Here is a 23,409-nt window from a genome sequence, read left to right as displayed (position 1 = left end):
GACATGCTGAGGGTATTTGCAATACTGTATATACGTACATATACTTGCAATCACTATCATCAGGAGGGCGCCGCGATGGCCGTTGAGATCAAGTATGTTGTGGTACGTGGGGGAGTGGAGAAGATGACCTTTGCCAGCAAGAAAGAGGCGGATGCCTATGACAAACTGCTGGACACCGCCGATGAGCTGATGACACTGCTGGCGGGTGCGCCGGTCGCGCTTGCACCGGAGCAGCAGGAGAGTCTGGCCTTTTATCTGGCCGAGGAGCGGGATCAGTTGCAGCAGGTATTGCGCGGTGGAAAAGGGCAGGGGAATCCACCCAAAGAAGACAAGCTGGATACTGAACTGCCAAAGGGGAAGCCCCTGAAGAGCGTGGCTTGAGACGAAAGGGCGGGGAAGGGGATGTGAGGCAGAAGCCGCTCTCTCATTCATGAAAAGTGCAACTTAAGTCATTTTCACGACTCTTTTCCCCGATGTTTTTCCAACCACACTGCATATTCATTGAATATGCCGATTGCTCGTCATCATGGGGTATCACAGCAAGATGCCTCAGGTCGTTGCCCCCAAGGCGCACTGCAAGCCCTGATGCCGATAACCCCATTTATCGGCATCAGGGGGTTGCGGCCCCGTTCAAAACATTCAACCGACATCACACACCATCATGACTCATCCAGCACTTCCACCCGCCATGCCGCTGTTCGATAGCGTGGACCACCTTGAGGCGGGCAATCCCCAGGTCAACCAGTACCTCGCCACCCTGAGTCTTGGCAAGGTCCCCGACGCGGGGATCGTGTATGAGCTGGCCGTCGACTGGCTGCTGGAGCAGCGCCACAGCGAAAACAACTACAAGACCTATCGCAGTGAGCTGACCACCTTTTTGCACTGGTGTTTTTGCGAGGTGGCCATCAGCCCCAGGGATCTCACCAGGCGCATCATGATGCGCTATCTCGACTATTGCCAGGCACCACCGTCCGGACTGATTGCCTACCGCAACGTCGCCCAGTTCGTGCTCGACAAGGAGTGGGGGGAACGGTTGCCAAACCCCCTGTGGCGTCCGTTTCTTGGCAAGCGGGAACTGGGCCGGGAGCTGCCGTATCGACTGAGTGAGCAGGCGATGAAGACAAAACTCGCCATTTTGTCCGCCTTCTTCCAGTTTCTCATCCAGGAGGAGTACATGGATCGCAATCCGGCTCTCCTGCTGCAGCGGGTTAAACGTGCGGGCCCCCAGGAGGCCGGTGAAGATGCGCAATCCTTCACCGAACTGCAATGGTCCTATGTGATGCAAGCCGCCGAACAGCTCGCTGCCGAATGCCCGGCACAACATGAGCGCAGCCGCTTTCTCATCTGTCTGATGTACGCCTGTTATCTGCGGATTTCCGAGGTGGCGGCCAGGCCGGGTTTCAGCCCCGTCATGGGCCAGTTTCGACGTGACGCCAAAACGGGCGTCTGGGGTTATGACATTCCCCGCAGCAAAGGCGGTAAACGTCGCACCGTGGCCGTTTCTCAGGCTCTGCTCGAAGCCCTGGCTCGCTATCGTACCTTTCTTGGACTTTCGCCACTGCCGGCCCCCGGGGAGCAGACCCCGCTGTTCGTACGCCACAAGGCGGCGGCCCATGGCCGCGAACAAGGCGAACTCAATGCCAATCTGGGTATCCGCCAGCTACGAGACCTGGTAATGGCGGTATTTGAACAGGCCGCAAGCCTCGCCGAACAAGACGGTTTTGATCAGGATGCCGCTGAAATGCGAACCCTGACGCCGCACTCCATTCGCCATACCGGTATCACCCATGACATCAATCTGCACGGCCGGCCTTTATCCCACGTACAAGCCGATGCGGGACATGACAGCATCGACACCACCTCCAAGTACCTGCACACCGGCAACCGGGAACGTCACGAGAGTGCCAGCCGCAAGCCGCTGGACCACTTGCTCGACCAGAACCGAACATATGATTGATAACCAGTGGTGAACAATAAAACTGCACTCATAACCAAGACGCGGGACCTAAAGACAATCCTTGATTGACCATGCCCTGGGACTCACAAATCCGACACTGCGCATAATGTATATTATGTTAAATCAAGTATCTTGGTATTCTGTCACCCTCAACCGAACTGTGTATAATGGTGGCAATTGATCCTATCCCCGACCGGATGTCTTAAGTGGCTGAATTAACATCAGAACAATTAAAACCCGCTTTCTCGATTGAGCAGTTCCCCACACTTGGCGAACTCGACCCCATTCCGTTTGCCGCCCTGCAACCCAGAGCGATTTCGGGTATCAAACGGCTGGCCAGTTTTGATGGTGACTGCCCGGTCATGATCCTCAACGGTTTCCCCGGTGCAGATTACGAGAATGTCTGCCAGACCCTGATCGCCTCTTCGAATGGCAAGGATGGCGACCTGTTCGATCTCTGTTATACCGAGAATCTCAACAACCCTTTCAAGCCCATCTGGCTGCGCCTGCAACCGGGCTCGGGTTTCGAGTTCTGCGAAATGGTCGGTGAGCTGCTCAAGCTGATGAGCCACCATCTCGACGCAGAGCGGCTGGTCACCCGGATCATCCGCAAACAGAACAACGACCCCAAGATCGTGGATTTCCTCTCCGATCTGGCCGCCCATGTCGCCCAGGGCCTCGAGTTCCAGCACCCGGTGCTCATCAACCTGCTGATCCATCATGAGGATCAGCAAGCCCCTGTCGTCTACGGCCGTGACCTGAACTGGGATACCTTGTTCGGCTCCATCAACTATCAGACGGAACAAGGCTCCGTTTACGCCAACCAGCACCTTTTGGAACCTGGTCTGCTGCGGGAAGCCAACGGTGGTTACCTGATACTTCAGCTCGATGAGCTGCTGGATCAGCCTCATCTCTGGTTCAAGCTCAAGAACGCCATGCAAAAAGGCGAGCTGGACTGGAATGCCTATCAGGAAGGCAAGACGCTGACGCCGTTCTTCACCCCGGAAGCGACCCCCATCCGGTTCAAGTTGATCCTGGTCGGTGACAGGCTGGACGTGGCGGAATTCCAGATGCTGGACAGGGACATGGCGGAGCGCATCTTCCTGCGTGCCGATCTGGTCTCCGAAGTGAACATCGAGGAAGATCTCCCCGCCTTCCTGCAATATCTCGCCTGGCTGCGAGCGCGCTGGGCGCTGCTGGATTTCACGCCAAGTGCCCTCCTCGCCCTCTGTCGCCATGCCAGCCGCCTGTGTGACCACCAGGAGTGGCTATCCCTCTCCGAGGTACAGCTCGGCGCCATCATGCGCATGGCCGACAGCCTGGCCCGCGAGCTGGAAGCGACCTGCGTCACTGACGAACATATCCTGCTCGCCCTGGAAGAGCAGGATTACCGCCTCAACTATCTGGTGGAGCAATCGGATCAGGGTGTTATCGACGGCCAGATCCTGCTGCAGACCGACGGTGAAGAGGTTGGCCAGATCAACGGCCTTTCCGTCATCCAGGTGGCCGGCCATCCCTATGACTTCGGGGAGCCGGTACGCCTCACCGCGACCGTCCACCTCGGGGATGGCGATGTGGCTGACATCGAGCGCAAGGCGGAGCTCGCCGGGCACATTCACGCCAAAGCCATGATGATCATCCACGGTTACCTCTCCAACAAGTTCGGCGCAGAGAACCCCTCGCCGCTCTCGGCCAACCTGGTGTTCGAGCAGTCATACCACGAGATCGATGGTGACAGTGCTTCCCTGACCGGCCTGTGTGCCCTGCTCTCTGCCCTCGCCCGCCAGCCCATCTACCAGCACTTCGCTGTGACCGGTGCGGTCGACCAGTTCGGCAATGTGCAGGCCGTTGGCGGCGTGAACGAGAAGATTGAGGGCTTCTTCCGGGTGTGCAAGATCCACGGCCTCACCGGCAAGCAAGGCATTCTGCTGCCCGGCACCAACGCCCAGCAGCTCAACCTCTCTGATGAAGTGATCGCGGCAGTAGAGGCCGGCCAGTTCCACATCCACCCGGTGGATCACGTGGAAGAGGCTATCGAGCTGCTCACCGGCTGCGTCGCTGGCGAACCGGACATGCCGGATACCCTGTTTGGTCGCATCCAGGAGAGACTGGACGAACTCAATGGCACGGCAACCAAGAGTGGCGGCCTGCTGCGCAGCCTGCTGGATCGGCTGCTTGGCCGTTAAATGAAGTGATCGGAGTTGTTTAGCGAACATCTGTAAGCTAAATTGGCCCGGCTTTGACCCATATGAAGGATAAACAGCGTGACCCTAGATAACGACACCACTGATCCCCGCCTCTCCCTGTGCGAACAAGGCAAAGAGTCCTTTACCCGTGAAGAGCTGCTTGCCTGCAGCCGTGGCGAATTATTTGGTGAAGGTAACAGCCAGCTGCCCGCCCCCAACATGCTGATGATGGATCGCATCGTCAAGATCAACGACCATGGCGGCGAGCACGGCAAGGGTGAAATCCTGGCTGAACTCGATATCACGCCGGATCTCTGGTTCTTCGACTGCCACTTCCCCGGCGATCCCGTCATGCCCGGCTGCCTGGGCCTAGATGCCATGTGGCAACTGGTCGGCTTCTTCCTGGGCTGGAAAGGGGGTCCTGGCAAAGGACGTGCGCTGGGTGTCGGTGAAGTCAAGTTCACCGGCCAGATCCTGCCGACGGCCAAGAAGGTCACCTACAAGATCACCTTCAAGCGCGTCATCAACCGCAAACTGGTCATGGGCATTGCCGATGGCATCGTGGAAGTGGATGGTCGCCCCATCTACAACGCCACCGATCTGAAAGTGGGCCTGTTCAAAGACACCACCGCATTCTGATCCTGCTCCTGGGTGAGCAGAGACAACGTAAAGGGGCCACGATGGCCCCTTTCCTTTTGTAATGAGTGATGAAGTATCGGTTACTTCATGAAGAGGCCTGAGCCTCGCCCTTCCATGGCATCGCGCCAACCACCAAGCCAATGGCCCCTGGCATCCAGGCACTGGTACGGACACGCTTCTTTCTGTTTGCCGACTACGCCAGCCTGATAACCACGAGCGCGAGCTCTCTCCAGACGGTCCCGTTTCTGTCTCTTCATCATCTACGACCCTCTTCGTGGAACAAAAAAAGCGACCAGTTTTTCACCGGTCGCCTTCATCTTTACCCCAGGGGGGAGGCAGGGTCAAACAAAAAATTCCATGCTATTCAGGGGTTGTGACACAAGATACTGAACTGCATTAATTTTTGATGACACTTATTTATCGCTGATAGCGACGCAGCCAGGCAAAGGGCAGCGCCAGCAGAGTCAACCAGAACAGGCTGCCGCCACCGCCCTCGCCACCATCCTGACCGGTCTGGTTGTTGACCGGCGCATTGCTGACCACATAGCTGGCCGGGGCATTGCCCTGATAATCCGCCACGGCCGGCGTCAGTTTGACGGCGACCACGGTGGCGTTGGCGCGTTTGTTGAGGTCGCTCTCGCTGTCATAGCGATACGCCGTCGCGGCAATGGTGCCGTCGCTGCTGATGCCGCTCGCGTAAGCGATGTGATAGTACTTGCCGTTCTGGGCACACTGCTTGTTGCCGGCGTCATCCTTGCCACAGATGAGATCGTTCAGATACCAGCTGTTGGCCGGGGCGGCCGCGTTCAGCAGGAAGGCTTCCTGCATGCGGTTGGTGCCATTGACCACCGGTTGGGTCTGGTGACGGGAGTCGCGCCAGCCAACCACCATGTTGTGATCGTTGATGGCGGCCGCTTCCGAGCCTGCCCCCGAGACCGGCTTGTCCTGGAGAGGAAGGCTGGCCGCCGTACCCGGCTTGCTCAGGTTGAACAGGAACATCTCCACCGGGCGGTTCTGTCCCTTGTTGATGCGATAGCGCTGGTTGCCGATCACGTAGCCGTTGTCGTTGACGGCCACGGCCCAGCTGTGTTGCAGCTTGGCATCGTCCTTGCCAGGCTCGCCATCCGGCAGCGGGATGATCTTGGTGGTGCCCACGGTGCCGGCAGCCGTATCCAGGGTCCAGTAGCTGGCGAGGTTGCGACCATCCAGATCACCGGTGCCCACCTCGCCGGTAGAGCTGTAGCCCACGCCGTAGAGGGTGCCGTTGTACTTGGCCACGCCCAGTGCAGAGGCGGTTTGCAGCACCTCGTCACGCTGATGGCCATAGGTACCGGCCTGCATCAGCTTGTTGAACCCGCCCGAGCTGTTGAGCAGCCAGAAGCTCGCCTGGGTATCGACCCCGGGGCAGTAGCGGAAGTCACCGTACTGGCTGTCATTGCCCGTCTCGAAACACCACTTGTAGAAGTCACCGCCCACCTTGTGGCGATACTTGTCGCTGGCCGCGGTACCGGTCACCAGATACTGACCGTTGTCCAGCTTCTTGATGGAGGTGGGTACGCTCAGGCCATGGGTGCTGGCCGCATCCTTGAGCTCGACCGGGTTGCCGTCATTGACCACGGCAAAGGCGGTGCGCAGCTTGCCATTCATCTTGTAACCGACCCGATCCTCCGGGACATCCCCGAGGGCCGTCACCAGGCCATCGACCTCGGAGCTGGTCACGTAGCCCAGGTTGCTGCGTTGATCCACCTTGTCCAGGAAGTCACGACGCCACTGGTAGGCAAAGCCCGAGTTGTCGCTCCAGAAGGAGTTGCAGACCGAGTTGGAGAGCATGCAACCCTGCTCGAAACGGAAACGATCGACCAGGAAGTCGGCAAACCGCACGGTGGAGAAGTATTCCGCCATGTTGTTCTTGGTGTTGAGCCCGATGAGGCCGTTGGCATCGCCGCTGATCCCGCTGGCATAGCCTTTGACTTCGTCATCGACGATGGTGAAAAAGGAGCTTTGTGCCGCCTGCGCGTTGAGGCTGGCGCCGACCAGGATGGCCAGCATGGATAATTGCTTTTTCATCTACTTCCTTAGTCTTGATGTTTCAACGCTTCCAACTCCTCCCAACGGGAGAAGGCGTGTTCCAATGCGGCCTCTGCCGCATTCAATGCATCCAGTTTGGGCTGGGTCTGCTCTGCTGGCAGAGAGAAGAAACCGGGGTGGTTAATCTCGGCCTGCAGGGCATCGAGTTCCATTTCCAACTGTTCCAGCCGGGCTGGCAGATTATCCAGCTCCAGTTGCAACTTGTAAGAGAGTTTTCGTGTTTTTTTCGCAGGCTCCGCTGCCGACGCGACAGGCTCTGCCACCTTGACCGGGGTCGCCTTGGCCGTCTGTTGGGCGGCCTGCAGGGCTCGTGTGGCCATCATGTCGGCGTAGCCCCCGACATAATCGCTGATCCGTCCATCCCCTTCAAACAGCCAGCAGCCGGTCACGGTATTGTCAATGAAACGGCGATCGTGGCTGACCAGCAGCAGGGTCCCCGGGTAATCGGTGAGCAGCTCTTCCAGCAATTCCAGCGTTTCGACATCCAGGTCGTTGGTTGGTTCATCCAGAATCAACAAGTTACTGGGCTTGAGGAAGAGTTTGGCCAACAGTAGACGGTTTTTCTCGCCCCCTGACAAGGCCTTGACCGGGGTGCGCGCCCGCTTGGGCTCGAACAGGAAGTCCTGCAGGTAGCCAAGGATGTGGCGGGAGCGGCCGCGAACCATCACCTCCTGCTTGCCCTCCCCCACGTTGTCCACCACCGTCTTCTCGGGGTCGAGCTGCTCACGGTATTGATCGAAGTAGGCCACTTCCAGGTTGGTCCCTTGGCGCACCGAGCCACGGCTCGCCTCGAGCTGGCCCATCAGCAGCTTGATCAGGGTCGACTTGCCGCAGCCGTTGGGGCCCACCAGAGCAATCTTGTCCCCGCGCAGCACCTGCAGATCCAGTCCCTGGAACAGGGTGCGATCACCAAAGTCCAGCCCCAGCCCCTCGGTCTCGAACACCAGCTTGCCGGAGCGGCCCGCCTCGTCCAGTTGCAGCTTGGCCTTGCCCTGCAGTTCCCGGCGCTGGGTGCGCTCCATGCGCATCGCCTTGAGGGCCCGCACCCGTCCCTCGTTGCGGGTACGACGCGCCTTGATCCCCTGGCGCACCCATACCTCTTCCTGGGCCAGCTTGCGGTCGAACTCGGCGTTTTTCAGCTCCTCGACCCGCAGCCACTCCTCCTTGCCTTGCAGATATTCGTCGTAGTTGCCGGGCCAGGAGGTGATCACGCCGCGATCGAGATCGATGATCCGGGTCGCCAGCTTGTGGATGAACTCCCGGTCGTGGGAGATGAAGACGATGGCGCCGCGAAAGTCCTTGAGGAACTCTTCCAGCCAGTTGATGGCATCGATGTCCAGGTGGTTGGTCGGCTCGTCCAGCAGCAACAGATCCGGGTCACACGCCAGGGCGCGGGCCAGAGCCACCTTGCGCAGCCAGCCGCCAGACAGACTGTCGAGCGTCACATCAGGGTCGAGATCAAGCAGGGTCAGCACCTGATTGATGCGGGTCTCGTACTGCCAGCCGTTCTGATAGTCGAGCTGCTCCTGCAACTGGCTCATGGTGCGAATGTTGGCATCGGAAGGGTCGTGCGCCAGGGCGTGGGAGACATGGTGGTACTGCTTGAGCAGCTCCCCTACCCCGGCCAACCCTTCTGCGGCGTAATCGAACACGGTGATCTCGCTCGAGGCGGGCGGATCCTGCTCGAGGCGGGTCACTTTCAAATCTTGTTGCAACACCAGACGGCCGTCGTCCAGCGGCAGTTCGCTGGCAATCACCTTCATCAGGGTAGACTTGCCCGCCCCGTTGCGACCCACCAGACAGAGGCGCTCGCCCCGCTCGATGGTGAGCTCGGCATGGTCGAGCAGCGGAAAATCACTGAACGACAGGGACGCGCCGTGCAATGTCAAAAGAGCCATGTTTGTTCCTTGTTGCTTATGAAAAAACGGGCGGCAGCGTGAGTCTGCCCCCGTTTTGTCGTCAAATCCTGCTCACCCCTGTGCCAGCCAGCCTTGCAGCTCTCCCAGGGTGAAAGGCCAGCCCAGCTCCCGGCCGGCAGTGTCTTGCAGCACCGGGATGCGCACCCGGTAAGCCTCGAGCCAGGCCTCCTCTTCCAGGATGTCGCAGCGGCGGGTCTGCGCGGCCATCCCTGCCTGTTCCACCAGCGCCCACGCCTGTTCGCACAGGTGGCAGCCGTCGGTGTGAAACAGGGTCAGCATCAGCCTTGTGCCTCGGCGTGGGTGATGATCCAGCAGTTGTGGATATGCTGGTTGCGCTCGAAGTCCTTGGGCCGGGTCTTGTTCGTGATGTTCTGCGCCTTGAGACCGATGGCGTCAAGGCCGGCCAAGTCCATCTTGAAGTGGCGCTTGTTGTTGGAGAACACCAGGGTGCCGTCCGCCGCGAGCAGGCGCTTGAGGTGCTGCATCAACAGCAGGTGATCCCGCTGCACGTCGAAGCTCTCGTCCATCCGCTTGGAGTTGGAGAAGGTGGGCGGATCGATGAAGATGAGGTCGTACTGCTCGTCGGCTTCCGACAACCACTTCAGACAATCCGCCTGCACGAACTTGTGCTCGCGGCCCACCAGCGAGTTGAGGCGCATGTTGTCCTGGGCCCAGTTGAGGTAGGTGCGCGACATGTCCACCGTGGTGGTTTCGCGGGCGCCGCCGAGCCCCGCGTGCACGGTGGCACTGCCGGTATAGGCGAAGAGGTTCAGGAAGCGCTTGCCCCGAGCCATCTGGCCCAGCATGCGGCGGGTCTGGCGGTGGTCGAGGAAGAGGCCGGTGTCCAGATAGTCGTAGAGGTTGACCCAGAGGCGTGCACCGTACTCCTGCACCTCCATCCGGTGCTGCTCTTCGGAGAGCTTCTGGTACTGCTGTTTGCCTTCCTGGCGCTCGCGCACCTTCAGGATCACCTTCTCGCCGTCCATGCCGGTCACCTTGATGGCGGCCTGCACCATGTCCAGCAGACGCTGGCGGGTCTTCTGGGCGGGAATGTCCTTGGGCGCCGCGTACTCCTGCACCACCAGATAGTCCTGATAGCGGTCGATGGCAGCGTTGTACTCCGGCAAGTCCGCGTCATAGAGGCGGTAGCAATCGAGGTTCTCCTTGCTCGCCCATTTCTCGAGGGTCTTCAGATTCTTGCGCAGACGGTTGGCAAAGTCCTGGGCCACCTCTTTCTGGGAAGCAACGGCATCGAGGGCGATCTGATAGTTGCGCAGCTGGCACTCGAGGGCGCCGTTGAACAGGCGATACTGCTTGTCGGCACGCAAGCGCAGGCAGCTCAGGAGTTCGGGAGAGGCGGAGAGAATGGTGACCTTCCACCCCTGGAAGCCGCGGCGCAGGGCATCGCCAAGGGCCTGATGCACTTCCAGCAACGCCGGGAATTCACCGAGACGCTCGCCATAGGGCGGGTTGGAGATAAGCATGCCGACCTGACGGATCTCCCCTTCCACAGCCGGCATCGGCAGCGGATTTTCCAGCTTGGTGACATCGGCCTGCTTGAAGGTAATGAGATGGGCCACGCCGGCGGCCTTGGCGTTGTCACGGGCCTTCATCAGGACCCGGGTATCCGCATCGCAACCGAACAGTTTCACCTCGCAGCGCTGCATGCCGCGCTTGGCACGCACCTGGGCTTCCATCATCAGACTCTGCCACAGTTCACCATCGTGTTGCAGCCAGCGATCGAAACCGAAGCGCTCACGGCGCAGCGCAGGCGCCATGTCGGCAGCGATGAAGGCCGCTTCAATCAGCAGGGTACCGGAGCCGCACATGGGGTCCATCATGGGCTCGCCGGCCCAGCCGCTGCGGGCAATCATGGCCGCAGCCAGGTTCTCTTTGAGGGGCGCCTCGCCGGTGCCCTGGCGATAGAAGCGCTGGTGCAGCGCCGGGCCTGACAAGTCCAGCGTGATATTGGCCTTGCCTTTGCCAAGGTGCGCCATGATGCGAATGTCCGGGGACTTCTTGTCCACATCCGGGCGCACGTGACCGCGCTTGGTGAAGCGATCGACGATGGCGTCCTTGATCTTCAGGGCGCCGTACTGGGTATTGCGAATGGAGGCGTTGGTACCGGTAAAGTCCACCGCGATGGTGGCGGTACCGGAGAAGTGCTCTTCCCAGGGAATGGTATGGGCCCCGAGGTAGAGGTCCAGATCATCGTTCATCTGGAACTCGGAGAGCACCAGCACGATTCGGGAGGCAAAGCGGCTCCACAGACAGGCCTTGTAGCCGATGGCCAGTTCGCCCTTGAAGTGGACGCCGGCCACGGTCTCACGGACCTGCTCCGCACCCAGATTGGTCAGCTCGACGGCCAGCAGGTTTTCCAGCCCTTTGGGGCAGGTTGCAAAAAATTCTTTCATCACGCTCACGGGGATGCCATAAAAATAGTGCCGCATTATACCTTATCGGCCCGCGCTCGGCACTCGAACCTTGGACAAAGGCGCCATATAAACGGCAAGAGGCGCGGCAAACGCTCCCCTCCCCCTTGCGGGGGACAGGATCCCGCTCCTGGCTGGCAGTTGTCTACCATCACATTCGTAAAGAATTCGAAAATCTTGCCCGGACCAGGCAGAAAATGGTCGTGACGACCAGACGAAGGAAAAAGACAAATAATAGAACAAGAGAGAGACTGAGCGCTTAAATATCAGACCAATATAGCAGGCCTATAACGGACTTATTCGTCGCCATATAACGGCCCCATCGTCAGCCCACTTCCCGATATTGTGTCAGTGCCCGGACTCTGGCTTGCATCCGGTTATTCATCACCTTGATCACTGCAAAGCGCGGCAGCGTCTTGCTGTTGGTCAGCACCAGCTCCTCGGTCAGGTTCAGGCAAACGCTCGCCTGATCGCCGGCTTCGATGACCATGAATTCCCCCCGACCGTGGGGAGTATCCATCCACACCAGGGATCCCATCTCTGGAATAACATGAGCCTGCTGTTCATGAAAGAACCAGCTTTGCGGCATCAGGGGTTTATAAAAACGGCTGACGGCGATGGCATTGAGGACCAGCTGGACCTGGTGGGGCGTACTCCAGTCGAGTTCAGCGGCCTTGTCCATCAACTGGTAATAGAGGGCGGCATCATCCACACAAAAAGGCTGGGTGGTGAAAGAACAGGGAACAAGTTGCCGACCTTTATATTCGGTGGCAAATATCATGCGATCGGACAAATCCAGCATCAGGCGATCATCCTGAGCGTCATAATGCCACTGCCAATTGTCATTGGGTTGAATACACATGGTGGTGCCCTTATCTAAGCCGTCCCTCGACTTTATTCCATGTCGAGAATTTGAGCAACGTTAAATAAGGGCAACCGGTTATTTTTTAAATATGGGTAACGATCTCTTTGACCAGACTCGGCCCTTTATAAATAAAACCGCTGTAAATCTGGACAAGACTGGCACCCGCCGCCAGTTTTTCCCGAGCCGCCATGGCGCTGTCGATACCACCCACACCGATAATGGGCAGGGCGCCGTCGAGGGCCTTGGCCAGGTGGCGGATCACCTCGGTGCTCTTGTGCTGGAGCGGACGACCGCTAAGCCCGCCAGCCTCTGCGGCATGGGGCATGTCATATATCATCTCCCGCTCCAGAGTGGTATTGGTGGCGATGACACCATCAATACGGTTCTTGATCAAAGAGGCGGCTACCTGATCTATTTCATCGAGTGACAGATCCGGGGCAATTTTCACGGCCAGCGGCACATACTTTTTATATTTCTCGGCCAGCTCCTGTTGACGCTGTTTCAATGCGGCCAGCAGTTCATCCAGTGCATCGCCATATTGCAATTGACGCAGACCCGGGGTGTTTGGTGAGGAAATATTGACCGCAATATAACCGGCATGGTCATACACCTTGTCCATGCAGAGAAGGTAATCATCCTTGCCCTGCTCGATGGGGGTGTCCTTGTTCTTGCCGATATTGATGCCGATCACCCCCTGATATTTGGCCTCTTTCACCTTGGCCACCAGGTGATCGACTCCCTTGTTGTTGAATCCCATGCGATTGATGATCCCTTCGGCCGGGATCACCCGGAAGAGACGAGGCTTGTCATTGCCGCTCTGGGGTCTGGGGGTCACGGTACCGACCTCGATGAAACCGAACCCCATGGCGCCGAAGGCATCGATGCACTCCCCGTCTTTATCCAGACCGGCGGCCAACCCCACCGGATTGGCAAAATTAAGCCCCATGACGGTGACGGGGCGTTTGGGCAGAGAGTGGCGGAAGAAACAATCAAGCGGGGTACCGAGAAGGCGGGGCAAATATTTGATGGAGAGATCGTGAGCCTGCTCCGGATTGAGTTTGAACAGGAAATGCCTGGCGAGTGGGTACAGCATGCTTGCTCCTTAAAAAAAGCCCCGGCAACTGGCCGGGGCTTTTGGGGTTATGCCGAGGTTCGGCAATTCAACTGGAGCAGGTTCAACTCTCGCAAGGCCACCGAGAACTTGGCGAACTCGTGCGTGCTCGTGGTCTTGAAGTCGGCCAACATGTGGGTCCAACGGGACAAGAGTTGCTCATGCTCCGAAATCCAGTCGGCCAGTATGGTAGCGCATTCCCCCTGCTCTTTGCACCCTTCCAGTACCACGGAGGTGAGGCTGCGTTGCTGCCAGTCCAGATCTTCGCGGAAGGAGGCCCGCGCCATCGCCTGCCAGTGGTTGCCCACCGGCTGATGGTTGATCTGTTCGAGGAACCAGTGCAGATCCAGCTTGGCACCCAGGCGGTAGTAGACGTTGGCAACCCGCAGGATGTCGGTCTTGTGCTCCGCGGCAATCTGCGCCAGATCCAGGCAGGAGAAGAGGCTGCTCATGTGGGCCACGCGACGGGCGATGGCCTCCGGCACCTGTTTCTCCACCAGGGCGGCGACCGCCTGGCTGTGTTCGGCCACTTCGCTTTCGTCCATTACCTCGTAAAGGTGCTGACTCAGGGTCTCGAAGGCCGGGCGGAAGAAGGCGATGTTCTCGCCGATGCTCCAGCTGCGGTTGCGGGCGCGCAGGAACCAGCGGGTGGCGCGGCGTACGATGCGGCGGCTGTAGAACATCAGCTCGAGCTGGGTCTGGGCATCCACCCCGTTGTCACACCCTTCGATGTCACGCCACAGGGCGCCGAGGCCGAACACTTCCCGGGCCATGGCGAAGCAGCAGGCCACTTCCGCCACCGAGGCACCGGTCTCGTCCTTCATCCGGCTGGCGAAGTTGAGCCCCATGTCGTTGACCAGCATGTTGGCCACCCGGGTCGCGATGATCTCGCCTCGCAGCGGGTGCTGGGCCAGGGCCGCACCAAATTGCTGCTGCAACTGGGTCGGGAAGCTGGTGACCAGCATGTTGGCGAGGAAGGGCTCTTCGGTCACTTCCGGGCAGTTGAGCTGCTCTTTGAGCACCATCTTGCCGTAAGCCACCAGCACCGCCAGCTCGGGTCGGGTCAACCCCTGCCCTGCCGCCATCCGCTCGGAGAGCTCCTCGTCGGAGGGGAGGAACTCGAGCGCCCGGTCCAGCTTGCCTTCCCGCTCCAGCCCCTGGATGAAGCGCTGCTGCTCTTTCAGCTGCTCGGCACCACGGAAGACGGTCACCGAGATGGACTGGGACTGGCGGTAGGCGTTGGTGATGACCACCTGGGCCACCGCATCCGTCATCTCGTAGAGCATCTGGTTGCGCTGCTTGAGGGTCAGATCCCCGGCGGCCACCAATTGGTTGAGCAGGATCTTGATGTTGACCTCGTTGTCGGAGCAATCCACCCCGCCCACGTTGTCGGTGAAGTCGGTGTTGATGCGACCACCCTGGCTTGCATACTCCACCCGGCCAAGCTGGGTGAAGCCCAGGTTGCCACCCTCGCCCACGATGCGGGCACGCAGGTCACGCCCATTGACCCGCAGCACGTCGTTGCTGCGATCCCCGACGTCGGCGTCGCTCTCGCGGGCACTCTTCACATAGGTGCCGATGCCGCCGTTCCAGAGCAGGTCGACGTTCAGGCAGAGCAGCGCCTTGATCAGCTCGTTCGGGGCCATGCCGCTCTTGTCGGTGCCGAGCAGGGTCTGCATTTCCGGGCTCAGCTTGATGGACTTGGCAGAGCGCAGGAAGATGCCGCCCCCCTTGGAGATGAGCTCACGGTTGTAGTCATCCCAGCTGGAGCCGGGCAGCTCGAACAGGCGCTTGCGCTCGACGAAGCTCCCGGCCGCATCCGGGGTCGGGTCGACGAAGATGTGCATGTGGTTGAAGGCGCCCACCAGCTGGATGTGCTCGGAGAGCAGCATGCCGTTGCCGAACACGTCGCCGGCCATGTCACCGATCCCCACGCAGGTGAAGTCGGTGGTCTGGCAGTTGATGCCAATCTCACGGAAGTGGCGCTTGACCGATTCCCAGGCGCCGCGGGCGGTGATGCCCATCTTCTTGTGGTCATAGCCGACCGAGCCGCCGGAGGCAAACGCATCGCCGAGCCAGTGGCCGTATTCGAGGCTTATCTCGTTGGCGATGTCGGAGAAGGTGGCGGTGCCCTTGTCGGCGGCCACTACTAGGTAGTAGTCATCCTCGTCGTGACGCACCACGGATTTTGGCGGGATCACCTCGCCCTGGATGATGTTGTCGGTCACATCGAGCAGGCCGCGGATGAACAGACGGTAGCAGGCCTTGCCCTCCTCCTGGATGACGGCACGGGGCGCTCCCGCCGGCATCTGCTTGCAATAGAAGCCGCCCTTGGCGCCCACCGGCACGATGACGGTGTTCTTCACCTGCTGGGCTTTCACCAGACCCAGCACTTCGGTGCGGAAGTCCTCTTTGCGATCGGACCAGCGCAGGCCGCCACGCGCCACCTTGCCCCAGCGCAGGTGTACCCCTTCCACTCGCGGGGAGTAGACGAAGATCTCGAACTTCGGCAGAGGCAGCGGCATATCGGTGATGCTGGAGGGGGCCAGCTTGAAGGAGATGTAGGGCTTGATGTTGCCCGCCTTGTCCAGCTGGTAGTAGTTGGTGCGCAGGGTAGCGTCGATCATCTCCACATAGCGGCGAATGATGCGATCGTCATCCAGGTTGGCGACCTGATCCAGCTTGGCCGCAAGCTCCTCGTGCAGCTTGGCCTGCACCTTGGCATCCTGCTTGATGGCCGGATCCAGGCGCTGTTCGAACAGGGTGAACAGCAGTTGGGCGATGTCCGGATAACGGGTCAGGGTCTCCTCGATATAGGACTGGCTGAAGGAGACGCCGGTCTGGCGCATGTATTTGGCATAGGCCCGCAGCACGGATACCTGACGACCGGTGAGGCCGGCCCCCAGCACCAGACGGTTGAAGCCGTCATCTTCCAGGGTCTTGTTCCAGATGGCGGCGAAGGCCTGCTGGAAGCGCTGCTGGCTCTGCTCCAGATCGAACGGTTGCTCACCGCGCAGCAGCATGGAGAAATCGAGGATCCAGAACACCTCGCCGGTGGGGGTCCGTACCTGATACGGGGTCTCGCCGATGACGCGCAGCCCCATGTTTTCCAGCATGGGCAGGACGTCGGAGAGGTGGATGGGTTCGCTTCGGTGGAACAGCTTGAGGCGTACCCGGCGATCGTTCTCCTCCTCCTGGGCGCGGTAGAACAGCATGCCAAGCGGCTCGGCCTCGCTCAATCCATCCAGGGCCATGATGTCCGCGACGGCAGAGCCCGGCAGCACATCTTCCTTGTAGGCACGGGGGAAGGCGGTGCTGAAACGGCGGCGCAGCTCGTTACCGCGGGCCTCGCCATAGTGGGAAAGCAGCACGGAATCCAGGCGGTCATCCCAGCTGCGGGCCGCTTCAATCAGGTTGTTCTGTACTTCGTTCACATCCACATCCACGTTGTTGTTGTTGACCCGCACTATGTAGTGGGTCCGTGCCAGCACGCCCTCGGTGAAGTAGACGTTGAACTCCACATCGATGCTGCTGCCAAAATATTTCTGCAAAATCTGCTGGGTCTTGACCCGCAGCGCCGTGTTGTAGCGCTCCTTGGTGACATAGACCATGCAGGAGAAGAAGCGGCCGTAGACGTCGCGGCGCACGAACAGGCGCAGCATGTCCCGCTCCTGCATTTCCAGCACCCCGAGACCGGTGGCCAGCAGCTCCTCTTCACGGGCCTGGATCAGCTCGTCGCGCGGGTAGGTTTCCAGCACGTTCAGCAACGCCTTGTAGGCATGGGAGCCCGACTCAAAGCCGGAGGCGGCCATGATGCGCTCGAGGCGGTGGCTGATGAGGGGGATCTGGGTCGCACTGGTGTTGTAGATGGAGGAGGCATAAAGGCCGATGAAGCGATCCTCTCCCACCACCTTACCGTGCTCGTCGAAACGCTTGATGCCGATGTAGTCCACATAGGCCGGACGATGTACCCGGGACTTGCTGTTGGACTTGGTGAGGATCAGCAAGTCGGAACTGAGGGCCGCGTGACGGGCGCTGGCGGGCATGGTGCCGAGGCGCTGGCCTTCGTCCTTGATGGAGTTCTTCATCAGCCCCAGGCTGGACTCGGGCTGCGGCAGGATCTCGTGATCCCCCTCCACCGCCTTGACGTCGTAGCGACGATAACCCATCAGGGTGAAGTTGTGGGCGGCCACCCATTTGAGGAAGGCGACGCAGGAGTCCACCTCGGCTTGGCTGACCGGGTTCTTGCGTTTGGGCAGCTCCTCGATGATCTCGTTCAGGCGCGCCAGCATGGGCTGCCAGTCTCCCACCGCCAGGGCCACTTCCCGCGCCACCGAGTTGAGCTCGGCAGTCAGGGCGTCCATCTCCTCTTCACCGGTCAGGTGATCGATTTCGATGAGGAAGGCGGTTTCCACCGAGGTCTGCTCTGCGGTGTTGTCCAGATCCAGGATGGCGCCAATCTTGCCGCCTTCACCGCGGATCAGGTGCAGCGGCTGGTGCAGCATCATGTGTGCGGTGATATTGAGACGCTTGAGCGCCATGCGGATGGAGTCCACCAGGAAGGGGGAATCCTGCAGGATGATCTCGACGATGGTATGGGGAGACTGCCATCCGTGGCGGGTCAGCTCGGGGTTGTAGACCCGGATATAGGGCTCGATGCCGGTACGGTGGTTGAGGGCATTCCACAGACTGAGGGCGGCGCCATAGAGATCGCTGTCATTGCGGTCATGCAGATCAGTGCTGGCCATGTTGCCGTAGAACTTGGCAACGAAACATTCGACCAGGGAGGCGCTGTTTTTCGGCAATTTCTGGTGGATCAGACTGAGAACGTTTTCGAGCAGAACGGAGGTAGGGGCGTCTTTCAATGCCATTGCTAGTTTCCTTATCGGACGACATCACAGACACGGCGACATCCACCCAGGATGCGCGCCGGTACAGAGTTGCAGCGAAGTGTAATGGCTTGGATCAAGGAAGGCGAGCAAAGGTGATAACGGGATGTTAAAAACAAGGGACAGATCACGGCTTGGGTTGTGATAAATTTTGCCAAGTTGGCAAAATTCAGAAAATCGCACTGGATGCCGCGCCATTTACCGGATAGATAGTGACTTAAAGCAGATATTTACCCGGATTGATGTTCAAGTTTTGTTAATTTATGCGTTCCAGGGAAATGAAGCGATGATCGTCCTGGGTTTTCAGTCGAAAGTAGCCGTGAACGCCGCTCTCCGACACAAAACGCCGGATTTTCTCCAACCCCAGCTCCAGGGTCAGACCCTGCTCGGTACGTACCACCAGGCGGTTCACCTGCCCCTGGTACATCAACATGATCTCGTCGCGGCCAAGGGAGAGCCGAAAAGTGTATTGCCTCATGTCACCTCCTGGTCATCCATGAAAAACGGGCAGGAGAGCCAGACTCCCCTGCCCGCCGTCGTGACGCTTATTGTGCCAGCGCCTTGCTCACCTTCTCGAACAGATCCCGCGCCAGCCCGTCCAGGTTGGCCAGGCGGGTCAGCTCGGCGCGAACCAGCGCCTTGCGCCCCTCATCGAGCCGCTTGAACTGGATAAGCGGGGTGATGAGGCGGGACGCCACCTGGGGATTGACCTCGTTGAGCTCGATCAAGAGATCGGTCAGGAAGCGATAGCCGCTGCCATCGGCGGCGTGGAACTGCACCTGGTTGCTCATGGCGAAGCTGCCGATGAGCGCCCGCAGCCGGTTCGGGTTGCGGATGCTGAAGGTCGGGTGCGCCATCGCCTGCTTCACGTCATCGAGCACATCCTTGGCCGGCTTGGCGCCCACCAGCCGCAGCCAGTTGTCCAGTACCAGGCCATCATGGGCCCACTTGCCTTCGAAGTCGGCCAAGAGCGCAGCGCGGCACGGCAGCAGATGGCTGTTGGCCACCTGGAGTGCCGCCAGGGTGTCGGTCATGTTGTCGGCGGCCCCGTACTGCTCGCGCACCAGGGTATCGGCCTTCGCGGCATCCAGCGCCGCCAGATAACCCAGCACCACGCCCTTGAGGGCCCGCTTAGCCATGTCGGCATGGACCACCTGATAAGCCGGCAGGCGCAGGCTCTCGTAGCACGCCAGCAGGCGGTCGCCGAAGGCGTGGGCCAGTGCGGCCTGGATCCCGTTGCGCACCTGGTGGATGGCGTCGATGTCGGCCACCTCGAACAGCTCGGCCAGGGTCGCCTCTCCCGGCAGGGCAAGGATCTCTGCCTTGAGGGCGGGATCCAGCGCAGCCTCGTCCAGAATGGCGACAAAGGCCGCCAGCAGGGTGTGGGAGAGTTCAATCCCCTGCCCGTGCTGGACCCGGGCAACCCCGTCGATCACCGCCTTGTTGATCAGCATCTGGGCGGCGTCCCAGCGGGCAAACTCGTTGCGGGCATGACGCATCAGGAAGGCCAGGGCCTCGTCGCTGTAGTCATAGTGCAGCTTGACCGGGGCGGAGAAGTCTCGCAACAGAGAGGGTACCGGTCTGACCGGCACCCGATCGAATTCGAACGTCTGCTGTGCTTCCAGCACGTCCAGCACATTGCCAATGGCCTTGCCCTGGTATTGCAGCGCAATAACGGCACCCTGCTCATCGTAGAGCTCGATGTCGAGGGGGATATGCAGCGGCAGCTTTTGTGGCTGATCCTGGGTCGGCGGCGTGTGCTGGCTCACGTGCAGACGATAAACACCACTTTCGGCATCGTACTCGTCGGTCACGGTAAGCTCGGGGGTGCCGGACTGGCTGTACCAGCGGCGGAAGCGAGCGAGATCCACCCCGGAGGCATCCTCCATCGCCTGCACGAAGTCGTCGCAGGTGGCAGCAGAGCCGTCGTGACGCTCGAAGTAGAGGCGCATGCCCGCCTGGAAGGCGTCCTCCCCCAGCAGGGTGTGCATCATGCGGATCACTTCAGAGCCCTTCTCGTAGACGGTCAGGGTGTAGAAGTTGTTCATCTCGATCACCACATCCGGGCGGATGGGGTGGGCCATGGGGCCGGCATCTTCGGCAAACTGCGGACCGCGCACGGTGCGCACGTTGTTGATGCGGTTGACGCCGCGCGACCCCAGATCGGAGGAGAACTCCTGATCCCGGAACACCGTCAGCCCCTCTTTGAGGCTTAACTGGAACCAGTCGCGGCAGGTGACACGGTTGCCGGTCCAGTTGTGGAAGTATTCGTGGCCGATCACCCGCTCGATGCCGTGGTAGTCCGCATCGGTGGCAGTGGCCGGGTTGGCCAACACGAACTTGGAGTTGAAGATGTTGAGCCCCTTGTTCTCCATGGCTCCCATGTTGAAGAAGTCCACCGCCACGATCATGTAGATGTCGAGGTCATACTCGAGGCCGAAACGCTGCTCGTCCCAGCGCATGGAGTTGATGAGGCTCTCCATGGCGAAACCGGCGCGGTCCAGGTTGCCCTTGTCCACGAAGATCTCGAGCGCCACCTGGCGGCCGCTTTTGGTAATGAAGTGGTTGCGTTCCACGTCGAAGTCACCGGCCACCAGGGCAAACAGGTAACTCGGTTTGGGGAAGGGATCCTGCCACTGCACGAAGTGGCGACCGTCGTCCAGATCGCCGCTCGCGACCTTGTTGCCGTTGGAGAGCAGATAGGGGTACTTGGCCTTGTCGGCGGTGATGCGGGTACTGTAACGGGCCAGGATGTCCGGCCTGTCCATGTAATAGGTGATACGACGAAAGCCCTCGGCCTCGCACTGGGTGCAATAGGCATCGCCGGATTTGTAGAGCCCCTCCAGCGCCGTGTTGGCGGCGGGATCAATGTCGGTGACCACGGTCAGCACGCACTCGGCCGGCAGGTTGAACAGAGTCAGGCTGCTCTCTCCCTGCTCGTATTGCTGATAGGGCACGCCATCCACACTGACGCTGACAAGGTCAAGCCCCTCGCCGTCCAGCACCAGGGGCTCGTTGTGATCGCCGCTGCGACGCAAACGGGAGATGGCGGTGACCCGGGTCAGGGGCTCTTGCAGCTGAAAATCGAGATCCAGGCTGTCACACCAATAGAGGGGAGCCTGGTAATCCTGGCGATATTTGGCCGTCATGGCCTGAGGTTGTTCAGTCATTATTGTGTGCTTCCACGCTTTGTTATTGACGTGTCAGAGGCTGTCACAAGGCTCGGACAGGGTCAAATAGTTTGCATTCAGGCAAAAGAAAGGGCGACCCGAGTCGCCCTTGTCATTTCGTTGCCAGCATCAGCTCTTCTTGCTGAGGGTGGCCAGATCCGCCGTGATGTTGGCCGCTTCCACCTGGTATTCGTCAGGTGCCTCGAAATCGGTCGGCAGTTCATCCAGGCTCTTCACCGTCGGCTTGCCAAGACGGGTCAGCCGCTCATTGGCTCGCGCCAGCGCCTTCTCGTCCTGTTTGGCCTGTTCATCCAGCCGCTCAGCTTCGTTCAGGGAGACCGACTTCTTGTCCTTGTCCGCCTGATACTCCTTGATGTCCTGCAGCACATAGGCAAATTCCGGATCCTTGGTGATCCGTGCCTCGTGGGCCGCTTTCAGCTTGGGCAGCAGGCTGGAGAAGTCCCCCAGTCGCTCGTAGCTGGCCGAGGCGATCTTGTCCCAGGGCAAGGCGTTGAACTCGCGGCTCTCCCCCGTCTCCCCCGGCGCTACCGCAGTCGGGAAGGCGATATCGGGTGCAACTCCCTTGTTCTGGGTGCTGCCGCCATCGATACGGTAGAACTTGGCGATGGTGTACTGCACGTGACCCAGCGGCTGCTCGTAGAAGTCATAGACCTTGGCGAGGCTGCGATGCTGCTGCACCGTCCCCTTGCCGAACGAGTTTTCGCCGAGGATCAGCGCACGACCATAGTCCTGCATGGCGGCAGCGAAGATCTCGGAGGCCGAGGCGCTGTAGCGGTCGATCATCACCGACATGGGGCCACCGTAGTAGACATTGCCGTCGTCGTCGCCATTGACGGTGATGCGACCCATGTGATCACGGATCTGCACCACGGGGCCGCTGGCAAAGAAGAGACCGCTCAGGGCGGAAGCTTCCGTCAGGGCACCGCCACCGTTGCCGCGCAGATCGACGATGAGGCCGTCGATCTTCTGCTTGTTGAGGCTGGAGATCTCCTTAATCACGTCGTCGTGCAGGTTGACGTAGAAGCTCGGGATCTCGAGCACGCCGATCTTCTTGCCCTCGGCGGTGATCACCTTGGACTTGGCGGCTCTGTCTTCCAGACGCACCTTGTCACGCACCAGCTCCACCAGCTCTGTCTTGGCGGTCGCGCCCTTGCCGCGCTGGATCTCCAGCTTCACCTTGCTGCCCTTGGGCCCCTTGATGAGCTCGACCACGTCGTCAAGACGCCAGCCTATGACATCCACAATCTTGCCGTCGTCCTGCCCCACCCCGGTGATCTTGTCATCGGGTTTCAGGTGATTGGACTTGGCCGCCGGGCCACCGGGCACCAGGGAGCGGATGACGGTGAAGTCATCTTCCGCCTGCAGCACGGCACCAATCCCCTCCAGCGAGAGGTTCATCTCGGTGTTGAACCGATCGGCGCTGCGCGGAGACAGATAGCTGGTGTGCGGTTCGATGGCGCGGGCAAAGGAGTTCATGAAGAGCTGGAACACGTCCTCGCTCTCGGTCTGGGACATCCGCTTGATGGCGTTGTTGTAACGCTTGCCAAGCAGCTCCTTGATCTCGGGCCACTCCTTGCCGCTGAGCTTGAGGCTCAGGGCATCGAACTTGACCCGCTGACGCCACAGCTCGTTGAGCTCGGCTTCATCCTTGGGCCAGGGAGCCCCTTCCCGATCGAAGACGTAATTGTCTTTCTGGGTAAAATCGAAGGGAGTGTCGAGCAGTTTGAGGGCGTATTCGAACCGCTCGTACCGCCGCTGCTGACTCAGGTTGAACATCTCGTAGGCCGGAGCCAGTCGCCCTCGCTCGAGGTCGGTGTCAAAACCGGTACGATATTTCTCAAAACGGCTGATGTCAGAGGCCAGAAACAGGTTGCGGCTGTAGTCCAGATTCTCCAGATACTTGTCAAAGATCACGGAGGAAAAGGCGTCGTCCAGCTTGAACTGTTTGTAGTGGGAGCGGGTAAACAGATTGGCAATTCGCTTGCTGGCCGTAGCATGTTGGCTCTCTTGAGCCAACACAGGCAAATCACTTTCCTTGAGCACCGGCTCGATGGCCTGTGCGAGCCCGGCAAGCGCCAGGCTACAGGCAACGAGTGAAAAACGAATCACGCCATGCTTCAACATTCGTCTCC

General features: G+C 59.9%; 15 protein-coding genes. 4 read left to right on the top strand and 11 right to left on the bottom strand.

Annotated elements, in window-relative coordinates:
* Nucleotides 1-75: 75 nt before the first annotated feature.
* The 4 genes from AB5Y89_RS19480 (at nucleotide 76) to fabA (ending at nucleotide 4,782) form a co-directional block, all read left to right on the top strand.
* Entirely contained in the window at nucleotides 76-381 is a 306-nt protein-coding gene (locus AB5Y89_RS19480; protein WP_368224312.1) for a YebG family protein, read from the top strand.
* A 280-nt stretch (nucleotides 382-661) separates the two neighbouring features.
* A complete protein-coding gene (locus AB5Y89_RS19475; RefSeq protein ID WP_045524874.1) occupies nucleotides 662-1,957 on the top strand; it encodes a site-specific integrase in 1,296 nt (431 codons plus the stop codon).
* A gap of 206 nt (nucleotides 1,958-2,163) precedes the next feature.
* Complete coding sequence (locus AB5Y89_RS19470; RefSeq protein WP_045524875.1) at nucleotides 2,164-4,143, top strand: Lon protease family protein; 1,980 nt, start codon at nucleotides 2,164-2,166, stop codon at nucleotides 4,141-4,143.
* A 78-nt stretch (nucleotides 4,144-4,221) separates the two neighbouring features.
* On the top strand, nucleotides 4,222-4,782 hold the full coding sequence (gene fabA / locus AB5Y89_RS19465) for a 3-hydroxyacyl-[acyl-carrier-protein] dehydratase FabA (RefSeq protein ID WP_368224311.1): 561 nt from the start codon (nucleotides 4,222-4,224) through the stop codon (nucleotides 4,780-4,782).
* 80 nt (nucleotides 4,783-4,862) lie between these two features.
* On the opposite strand, the gene rmf is transcribed toward fabA, so the two are convergent.
* The 11 genes from rmf to prc form a co-directional block, all read right to left on the bottom strand.
* Entirely contained in the window at nucleotides 4,863-5,039 is a 177-nt protein-coding gene (gene rmf, locus AB5Y89_RS19460) for a ribosome modulation factor (RefSeq protein WP_010674759.1), read from the bottom strand.
* Nucleotides 5,040-5,199: 160 nt separating this feature from the next.
* Nucleotides 5,200-6,849: a DUF3466 family protein gene (locus AB5Y89_RS19455; protein WP_045524876.1), complete on the bottom strand. Its 1,650-nt coding sequence runs from the start codon at nucleotides 6,847-6,849 to the stop codon at nucleotides 5,200-5,202.
* 8 nt (nucleotides 6,850-6,857) lie between these two features.
* A complete protein-coding gene (locus tag AB5Y89_RS19450) occupies nucleotides 6,858-8,768 on the bottom strand; it encodes an ABC transporter ATP-binding protein (RefSeq protein ID WP_039040795.1) in 1,911 nt (636 codons plus the stop codon).
* A 72-nt stretch (nucleotides 8,769-8,840) separates the two neighbouring features.
* Entirely contained in the window at nucleotides 8,841-9,068 is a 228-nt protein-coding gene (locus tag AB5Y89_RS19445) for a glutaredoxin family protein (RefSeq protein WP_368224310.1), read from the bottom strand.
* Nucleotides 9,068-11,239, bottom strand: coding sequence for a bifunctional 23S rRNA (guanine(2069)-N(7))-methyltransferase RlmK/23S rRNA (guanine(2445)-N(2))-methyltransferase RlmL (rlmKL, locus tag AB5Y89_RS19440; RefSeq protein ID WP_368224309.1), 2,172 nt, complete (start codon nucleotides 11,237-11,239; stop codon nucleotides 9,068-9,070). Before rlmKL ends, AB5Y89_RS19445 begins: the two co-directional genes overlap by 1 nt.
* Nucleotides 11,240-11,546: 307 nt before the next feature.
* The gene (locus AB5Y89_RS19435; protein ID WP_368224308.1) at nucleotides 11,547-12,083 is read right to left on the bottom strand and encodes a cell division protein ZapC; all 537 of its coding nucleotides are present in this window, start codon (nucleotides 12,081-12,083) and stop codon (nucleotides 11,547-11,549) included.
* Nucleotides 12,084-12,168: 85 nt separating this feature from the next.
* The gene (gene pyrD / locus AB5Y89_RS19430; RefSeq protein WP_039040791.1) at nucleotides 12,169-13,179 is read right to left on the bottom strand and encodes a quinone-dependent dihydroorotate dehydrogenase; all 1,011 of its coding nucleotides are present in this window, start codon (nucleotides 13,177-13,179) and stop codon (nucleotides 12,169-12,171) included.
* 47 nt (nucleotides 13,180-13,226) lie between these two features.
* Nucleotides 13,227-18,068, bottom strand: a complete 4,842-nt coding sequence (locus tag AB5Y89_RS19425; RefSeq protein ID WP_368224307.1) for an NAD-glutamate dehydrogenase — start codon at nucleotides 18,066-18,068, stop codon at nucleotides 13,227-13,229.
* Nucleotides 18,069-18,342: 274 nt separating this feature from the next.
* Nucleotides 18,343-18,564 (bottom strand): DUF2835 family protein, encoded by a 222-nt coding sequence (locus AB5Y89_RS19420; RefSeq protein ID WP_010674767.1) that lies wholly within the window; start codon nucleotides 18,562-18,564, stop codon nucleotides 18,343-18,345.
* A 67-nt stretch (nucleotides 18,565-18,631) separates the two neighbouring features.
* Nucleotides 18,632-21,256, bottom strand: coding sequence for an aminopeptidase N (pepN, locus tag AB5Y89_RS19415; RefSeq protein WP_368224306.1), 2,625 nt, complete (start codon nucleotides 21,254-21,256; stop codon nucleotides 18,632-18,634).
* Between the two features lie 129 nt (nucleotides 21,257-21,385).
* Nucleotides 21,386-23,401 carry a carboxy terminal-processing peptidase gene (prc, locus tag AB5Y89_RS19410; RefSeq protein WP_219603624.1) on the bottom strand — a complete coding sequence of 672 codons (2,016 nt, stop codon included), beginning with the start codon at nucleotides 23,399-23,401 and terminating at the stop codon, nucleotides 21,386-21,388.
* Between the last annotated feature and the right edge of the window lie 8 nt (nucleotides 23,402-23,409).

Source organism: Aeromonas sp. s4, from assembly GCF_040907855.1.
Classification (GTDB): Bacteria; Pseudomonadota; Gammaproteobacteria; order Enterobacterales; family Aeromonadaceae; genus Aeromonas; species Aeromonas caviae.
Note: the sequence above shows the minus strand (reverse complement) of the source record. Positions and strands in the feature narration are given on the sequence as shown.